The sequence below is a fragment of the Candidatus Cloacimonadota bacterium genome (genome assembly GCA_011372345.1).
Taxonomy (GTDB): domain Bacteria; phylum Cloacimonadota; class Cloacimonadia; order Cloacimonadales; family TCS61; genus DRTC01.
Genome location: DRTC01000151.1, coordinates 1 through 9,171, shown reverse-complemented (window position 1 = coordinate 9,171; position 9,171 = coordinate 1). Strand labels below are relative to the sequence as shown.

The 9,171-nt window shown below is 34.8% G+C and carries 4 protein-coding genes; all 4 read left to right on the top strand.

Annotated features, from left to right (window positions below; all coding sequences use genetic code 11):
• Positions 1–2,137: 2,137 nt before the first annotated feature.
• Genes ENL20_02910 through ENL20_02895 form a run of 4 tightly spaced genes read left to right on the top strand, consistent with a single transcriptional unit; the run spans position 2,138 to position 8,715 of the window.
• A complete protein-coding gene (locus tag ENL20_02910) occupies positions 2,138–4,798 on the top strand; it encodes a tetratricopeptide repeat protein (GenBank protein ID HHE37506.1) in 2,661 nt (886 codons plus the stop codon).
• The gene (locus tag ENL20_02905) at positions 4,786–6,969 is read left to right on the top strand and encodes a tetratricopeptide repeat protein (GenBank protein HHE37505.1); all 2,184 of its coding nucleotides are present in this window, start codon (positions 4,786–4,788) and stop codon (positions 6,967–6,969) included. Before ENL20_02910 ends, ENL20_02905 begins: the two co-directional genes overlap by 13 nt.
• A 2-nt stretch (positions 6,970–6,971) precedes the next feature.
• On the top strand, positions 6,972–7,370 hold the full coding sequence (locus tag ENL20_02900) for a response regulator (GenBank protein HHE37504.1): 399 nt from the start codon (positions 6,972–6,974) through the stop codon (positions 7,368–7,370).
• Positions 7,333–8,715: a sigma-54-dependent Fis family transcriptional regulator gene (locus ENL20_02895; protein HHE37503.1), complete on the top strand. Its 1,383-nt coding sequence runs from the start codon at positions 7,333–7,335 to the stop codon at positions 8,713–8,715. The genes ENL20_02900 and ENL20_02895 overlap by 38 nt, the downstream gene beginning before the upstream one ends.
• The last annotated feature ends 456 nt before the right edge of the window (positions 8,716–9,171 follow it).

Sequence of the window (9,171 nt, the reverse complement as noted above, 5' to 3'; positions counted from 1 at the left end):
GATTCTCCTTATCTTGTAGTTAAAAGTTATACTCATGTTTCCGGTCCTGTAAGCGGAGTCTGGAATACTGTCGATGCACCTTATGTTGTTGATGGAGACATCTTCGTTCAGGCAGGAGAAAGTTTGTTCATTGAAGGCGGTGTTCACATCTTATTTTCAGGGAATTATCATTTTTATGTTCATGGTATTCTGAATGCTTCCGGAAATTCCGGGAATCCGATATTCATAGGTCCCCATGAAAATAATTCTAGCTGGAAAGGGATCAGTATGGAAGAAGATGTTCCCTTTCCTCGCGAAACTCATTTGAATTTCGTAAATATCCATAATGCTGCCGGAGGTGTTAAACTCGACGGGATGCTCGCTTCGATGCATAATGTTTCTATCCTTTATGATACGATTGCAGTTCGGGATACAGCTTCGGTTGGAGTTTCCATAATCGATGAAATCAGTACTTTGATCGATGACTGCACGATCGAAGGTTATCCTATCGGAGTTCAAATCGAGAATTCCGAACCGATCCTTTCTACTCCAACCATTACCAATTGCCGCATCCGCAACAGCACCGAGCAGACGAGAACAGAAGAGATCGGAGTCAATATTTCAGGATTGGTTGCTCTGGAAATGGATGAAACTTTTATCGAAGATTATCCTTATGGTGTGAATTATATCGGGACAGGAAGTTCTACCGCAGATACACCAACCTTAACGAACTGTCGGATCAGGAACAGTACGGAAAATACCCGTCCTCGTGAAGTTGAGCTTTTAACCGGAATTTATCTGGAAGACATCATCAATATTGAAGTAGTAGCTGATAGTATCATCGGTTACGAGACAGGAGTCGATATTTTCAATTCCGTGAGCAGAACGGAATCTACTCCCACTCTGACCAATTGCCGCATCCGAAACAGCACGGAAAATACAAGAACTGAAACAACAGGAATCAATATTGAAGGATTTGTTTCTGCTGAAATCGATAACTGTGATCTTAATGATTACTACAAGAGTGGAGAAATCACTAATAACAGCGGTTCTACTTCAACACCAACTTTAACTAATTGCAGGATCCGTAATAGTACTGAAAACACCAGAGATTCGTTTATCGGATTGGAATTTTCAGGAGATATAACCGGTTTGCTATCCGAAAATGAGTTTGTGAATTGCGATTCAGCTTTGATATTTGATCAAATAACCGACCATACTGAAATCGGTTATAATCTTTTTTATCTTGAAGATTTTGTTACAAATTCCATAGCTTTTTCGGGAAATGATCTTGATACATTAACTTTCTATAATAATACTATTTATTCTTATGATTACGCTTTTGATGCAGATTCGACAAATTCCTATCTTTATAATAATATCATCTGGGAGACGACTTATCCAATTCAGGCAACGAATTCAAACCTGACAGTCGAATATAACGATATCGAAGGAGGTTATACCGGAACCGGAAATATCGATGAAGATCCGTCATTTGTAGATGAGACTAATTATATGTTTTTCCTTTATTGGGATTCTCCCTGTATCGATTCCGGAACCGGTGATGATGATCCGGATGGAACAGTCGCAGATATGGGAGCATTCTATTTTCATCAGATTGGAACACCTTCTATTCCCGAAAACATTCTGATTTCCATCGATCCTGATTCTGTTGAAATTAGCTGGGATGAAGCAGAAAATTCGATTTCCTACAGTATTTATTCATCAGATGATCCGTATGAATCTTCTGAAAATTGGGATCTGGAAGAATCTGGAATTCGAACTTTAAATTGGATCGGAGAAATTTGTGATCCCGATAAATATTATTATGTGATCGGAGTTAATGGCATTCCGATTAGTTTCAAGATGAAGTAAATTGCTGTCATTTTCTGTTTTGTAGCTCGGAACTTGTTCCGAGAACCTGCTCATTATAAATATCCTTCTCTTTTTGATGAGAATATGAATTCACCCTGATCCTCTCTTTGAAAAAAGAGGGAGATTGAGAGAAGCAAGAAGAAATTTAATCCAATCCCTAATCCATTTTGAGAAAAAATGATTTTTTTCTTTTAGTCGGTGAGTTCTGGATAAATTGTAAAAATGATTTGACGCTTTTATCCGTATTTGAAATTTATTTTCCAAAAATAAAAAAGATGAAAATATGAAAGACGAAACAAAAATTATCGGTCGCAAGGAAGAACTTAATAAACTTTATCATTATTTTGAACCGCTTAGTTCATTCCAAAAAAGAAAATTCGGTGGAATTGTTCATATCCAAGGTGAAGCCGGAATTGGAAAAAGCACATTTGTCAGGGAAATTCAGAGTTCAAAATCTTTGAACAATTTAAATTGGTTTTATTTGGTTTGTGATAAAAACCTGAAAAAAAGCTTTAATCCCATAAAATGTTTTTTATTCGATTTTTTCAATCAATCCGAAATACAATCCGATGAAAGAAATAAACTGGAATTCCAAAAGAAGATCAGAGAATTAACAAAAAATTTGGTAGATAAGAATTTAGATGATGAATTGATCCGAACTAAATTTCTACTCAGCTCTTTGATCGGTCTTGACTTAGATGATTCATACTTTAAACATCTCGATCCCCGGATAATTTATGAAAATACACTCTTTGCTTTAAAAAATCTATTCAAGATCACTGCTCTGGAAAAACCTGTGGTAATGGTTCTTGAAAACGCTGAGTATATTGATGATGATACTTTACATTTTCTGGAAACATTTGTTAGAAACATCGATGAATATCCAATAATTATTATTTCTTTGTCCTGCTTAACTGATAAAAAATCTCCTTTAGACAAACCGGATATTCCACAAAATAAAATCCTTCTGCATCCTCTAAACGCTAAAGAAACCGAAGAATTGACAAAAAGTCTTCTCTTTTTAGAACAACAAAAAGCTCTTCCGATTCCCCATAAAACTCTTGATCTGATCAGGGAAAGAAGCAGAGGTAATCCTTTTCTGATCGAGCAGGTTGTTCACTTCCTGCAGAAAAATGATCTTCTGGACAGCAATCAAAATCTTCTCATAGATGGATCAGAAATTCCGGATGATCCGAATGTTATAATTTCCTCACAAATCAGTAAACTTACTCCTGAAATGAAAGAAGCTACAAAAAAAGCATCGATTTTAGGAAATAAGTTCACTGTACGCGTGCTCAGCTCGATGATGTCTAATAAAAATGTTGATCAACTGCTGGATAAGGGGAAACAGGAGAATCTCTGGTATTCGCTGACTTCCATTGAAAATGAATTTAAGAACAACACCATCCGGGACAGTATTTATCAAACGATATTAGAAGATGAACTGAAACATCTTCACAGATTAGCAGCAGAATCGATGGAAGAAATCTATCACCATAATCTGAACGAATATTTTGCTGATCTTGCATTCAATTATCAAAAGGCAAAGTTAGACAATAAAGCGATCTTATATTTTGAGAAAGCTGGAAATTATGCAAAAAAGCTTTATCATAATGAATCTGCTATAAATTATTTCGAGCAATTAATTTTAATCTGTCAAAAGAATACATTAAGAACTAAAAATCAACGAACAGCACAAAATGCAATTTTGAATAAGATCGAACTGTTACTGCTTCTGAATCAAACAGATAAAGCCAGAAAAGAACTGGAAGCTTTAAATTCAGACAATTTCCCGACAAGAGAATTCCAGGATAAATTTTACTTTTTATGGGCAAAAGTTTTTACATCGAGAGAAAATTACAGCGATCTTATCGATTATTATTTAAAGACTATAAATCGTATAAATACGGATTATTACAGAAATTATTTAGAACTTCTTTATATCGATGCCTTACGGTTCTTAAACAAGTCGGAAGAATTTGAAGAAAAAGTGAAGTTCTTGAAAAGCTATTTCAAAGAAAAAAAACAAACCAAATTTGAAAGTATGTTAACAAATATTATCGGGATATATTATCTCAATAAAGCAAATTATAAAGAAGCTTTATCAGCCTTCCAGGAGCATTATGAATTTGTTAAAAAAAGTAACGATAAATTGCTGATCCAGCGTTCTCTTCACCATCTGGGAGTGATCTATTCGAGGATGGGAAACAGGCAAAAAGCCATGACATATTATCAACAGGCTTTCAAGATCGCAAAAGAAGTTGGAAATCGAAGTGCGAACAGTAAAATAATCGCCAATATCGCTACCATTTATGCGATCGAAGGTCAGGTTGAAACTGCGTTAAAGTATTATCGACAAGGTCTGGAGATTGCCCGGGATATTGGAAATAAGCTTCAGGAAGGATTGATCTTATATAACATCGGTGAATCATATTTTCGGCTGGATAATTATGAATCAGCGATCATTTATCTTATTCAAAGTAAGAAAATATGTCTGCAGATTTCCGATATGCATGGTTTGACTTATGCTAATGAACTATATGGAGATGTTCTGTTTAAACAAGGTAAAATAACTCAGGCGAAAAATGTTTACCTTGAAAACCTGAAGATACAGGAAAAAATCGGTGATAAAGAGGGAATTGCACATGCTTTTGGAAACTTGGGAAATATCGAAAAATATAATAAAAGATATGATCAGGCAATAAAATATTATCAGAATCAACAACGATTATTAACGGAAGTTGGAGATAAAGAGGGAGAAGGAAAAGCATTTTTTAATTGGGCAACAGTAGAGATCGAGGAGGAAAAGCCTGAAAAAGCAGAACGAAATTTTGAGAAAGCATTAAATTTATTCAGGGAATGTTCATATAAAACTGGTATCGATCTTGCATCTATGGAACTGAAAAAATTGCATGATCCGGGAAAAAGCAGATGGAAAAAGTAAAGGATAAACTGAGCGATAACTTCACTGAAAATCTTAACTTATTTAACAATCTTGCAGATACTTACATAAGATTTAATGATTTTAACAAAGCTCTTGAATATTATCAGAAAGCTCTTGCTCTTTCTCAAAAAACAAATAATAAAGAAGAAATTGCCAATGCTTTGAATAATATCGGGATAACCTACTGGAACTTAAGTGATTATGAAAAATCATTGGAATCTCACCACGAATCTTTAGCGATTTTTAAAGCCATAAATTCCAAGAAAAATATTGCCGTTACCTTGAATAATATCGGGAATGTTTATCAGAGCTTAAGCAATTATGACAAATCACTGAAATTCCACCTTAAATCACTGAAAATTTATGAAGATACGAAAGATGAAAAAGGTATTGCTTCTTCTCTTAATAATATCGGAATTTTATATATGAAATTAACAGATTATGATCATGCTCTCGATTTTTTTCAAAGGTCTTTAGATATTTGCAGGAACATTGATTTTCTGCAGGGAGAAGCAAATGCTCTCAACAATATCGGAGCAATTTATTTTGATCAGAAAAATTACAAAAAAGCACTTGAAAACTTCCAAAATTCTCTTAACTCCCTGGAAAAAACCGGAGATAAAAGCAGCATTGCCGCAACCTTGAACAATATTGCAGATGTTTATGCAGGACTTGGTGATAATAAGCAGGCATTGAATCATTTTAAAAGAGCCTTGAAATTTGAAACCGAGATCAACAACAGGTTTGGAATTGCTTTATGTTTAAAGAATATGGGAATGTTATTACAAAATGATCATCAATATTCCAAAGCATCAGAACATTTTGAAAAAAGCCTGCAAATTGCGGATGAAATAAATTCGAAAGAACTTCTGCAGGAGATTTATTTAACTCTCTCAGATCTGAATTCATTACAGGAAAATTTCCAAACAGCTTTAGAAAATTTTAAGAAGTATTCAAAAATCAAAGATGAAGTTTTTTCCGAGGAAAGTGTAAAAAAGATATCTGAAATGAGAACTATTTATGAAACAGAAAGAAAAGAAAAAGAAGCTGAAATTTACCGTTTGCAGAACATCGATCTGAAAAAGGAAATTAATGAAAGAATAGCAGCAGAAGATGCTTTACGCATTAGTGAAGAAAGATTTCGTTCTCTCTTTGAGATCGCTACGGAATTCATCATTATTATGGATTCCGAATATAGGATTTTACAGGTGAATCCTGAAACGATCAGAAAATCCGGTTATGAAGGAAATGAATTGATCGGGAAAAAAATTAATGAGATTTTTCCGACAAAATATAATGAATTATTTTCTCAAAAGTATAATGAGCTCAAAAAGAATAACAATGCGAACCTGGAAGCTGAATTTATATGTAAAGATGGCACTGTCTTGATCATGGACTGCTCATTTTCTGTAGTTTATGATAAACCTGGGAAAACCATGTTTGTAGTCTCTTTTCAGAGAGATATTACTCAAAAGAAAGAAATCGAGAAAATGAAATCCGATTTTGTATCTCATGTTTCGCATGAACTTCGTTCTCCTTTGGCTTCTATCAAAGGATTCACTACTACAATTCTAACAGATAAAGATATGGAACCAACAACACGGGAAGAATTTTTAGAGATCATCAATAATGAAAGCGATAGATTGACCCGGTTAATTGAAAACCTGTTGGATATTTCAAAGATCGAAAGCGGTTCCGTTAAAATGAAATTTCAACATTCGGATATTGTGGAAATTCTCAATTTGGCTGTATCCAACATCAAACCTCTCGCAGATAAGAAAAATATCAAAATTGAAAAAAACTTTCCTGCTTTTCTTTCGATCGTGAATTGTGATCGCGATAATATCTACCAGGTCATTATGAACTTACTGTCAAATGCGGTTAAGTTCACTCCTGAAAAGGGAACAATAAAACTGTTCATCGAAGATAAACACGATCAAGTGGAAGTTAAAGTATCAGATAATGGAGTTGGAATACCTGAAATTTCGATCCGGAAAATATTTGATAAATTCTACCGAGCCGGTAATTCGCAGGATAAAATCATTGGAACCGGACTTGGATTGTCAATTGCAAAAGAGATCATCAAGTCGCATCATGGTAAAATATGGGTAGAAAGTAAATCGGGCAAAGGTTCTGATTTTTATTTTACTTTACCCAAAAAGAGAGTCTAATAATGGCAAAGATCCTGATCATTGATGATGATATCAATATCAAAAGCCTGCTCGAATATAACCTGAAAAAAGCAGGTTATAAGGTCTTTTCAGTTGATAATGGACGATCAGCATTAGAACATATCGATAATTTTCTGCCGGAATTAATTTTAACAGATCTGGACATGCCTGAAATGAGCGGATATAAACTGATCGAAAAAATGAATACAAATAAAAAAACAAGAGATATACCCATAATTATCATTTCTTGTAAAAGTGAGCACGAAGATATAAAAAAAGGATTAAAATTAGGAGCAAAGGAGTATATTGTAAAACCGTTTGATCCTAATAAACTGGTGAAAAAAATTGGAGAAATTCTAAAAAATGAAAAGATTAGAAAAAAAAATACTGATCATCGATGATGATCCTTCTGTCGTAACTTTGATCAAATATCACTTGGAGAAAGAGCATTATAGAATTGAATCCGCAGAAACAGGAGAAAAAGGATTAAAACTTATCAATGAATATATTCCTGACCTTGTTTTCCAGGATGTCAGGTTACCCGGGATCAGCGGAGTTAAACTTCTCGAGAAAATCAAATCAGAGAGTCCTCATCTTCCAGTAATTTTGATAACTGCCTACGGGGGAGTAAAATTAGCAGTCGAATCAATCAAAAAAGGTGCATTTGATTTCCTGACAAAACCGATCAATGGGGAAGAGCTGAAGATTTCCGTGAGGAATGCTTTGATGACCTCTAATCTTCAGCAGGAAGTAAAGTCATTACAATCGAGATTGGATAACAGATATGATTTTTCCAATGTGATCGGTCAGAGCAATGCGATTAAACATATTATCAAACAGGTCAAGATCGTTGCTCCGACTCAATTGACGGTTGTTCTTCAAGGTGATAGCGGTACTGGAAAAGAACTTTTTGCCAACCTGATCCATCAGAATAGTCCTCGCAAAAATTTTCCCTTTATTGCAGTCGATTGCGGAGCTATTCCGGATACACTTATGGAAAGTGAATTATTCGGATATGAAAAAGGAGCTTTTACCGGAGCGGTTTCCCGCAAAGAAGGTGAATTCGAACTGGCAAACGGAGGGACTCTTTTCCTCGATGAGATCACGAATCTTCCGACTTCTGCTCAAGCAAAACTCCTACGCGTTCTGCAGGAAAAAAAGGTGCGTAAGATCGGCGGGACAAAATCTATTGATATCGATGTCAGGATAATTGCAGCCACGAACCTGAATCTCTCCGATGCTGTTCGTTCGGGAAATTTCAGGGAAGACCTTTTTCACAGGTTCAATGAGTTCTCGATGCATCTTCCGACCTTAAATGAAAGAAAAGATGATATTCCTTTATTGGCAGATTATTTTATCAATGAAGCTAATAAAGAACTCCATAAAAATATTCTCGGATTATCTCCGAATGCAGTAAAAAGATTATTAGAATACCAGTATCCGGGAAATGTTCGGGAACTGAAAAATATGATGAGAAGAGCTGTTCTCATGTCTGATTCCGAATATATAGATGTAGAAAATATCATGTTCAATTCATCTGAATGCGATAAAAAGAGCGATTTTCAGGCGGATGTTGAAAATGGTCTGTCACCTAAAGAAATTGCCCAGAAAATGAAAAAACAGATCGAATCCGAAATGATAAAGAAAGTTTTGAAGGAAACAGGGGGAAATAAGACCAGAGCAGCTAAAATCCTGAAAATGACCAGGATGACATTATATTCGAAGATCAAGGAATATGAGCTGTAAAGCAATTTGCCAAATTGATATCTACAAGAAATTCCAAATATTAACCATTCATTTCAATGAGTGGCAGATAAGAGAACGACATCAAATCGGAATTCATTCCGTTCCATACCGACTGAAGTCTTTTTTTCATTGTGAGTTTTTTCCATCGAATGAATTCGATGGTTAATATTTGATCGTTCCTTTTCTCCTGCGTAGAAAAACCTTTCCGGATATTTTGTGTTGATCCGATATTTTCACAAATTCTGATCTCAAATACTAATTTATCTTGATTAAAGTCTATCCGTCCGTATAATCGATTATACAATATTGTATAATTCATCTTACAAACTATACACTTTTTCTTTACACTTTATTTTCCTAACCTACTAAATAATCCCAAGTCTATTCAACCCATATCCTACCCAGAGAACTAATGCCAAATACACTAAGCTCCATCCTCTAGTAACTGGGAGATGT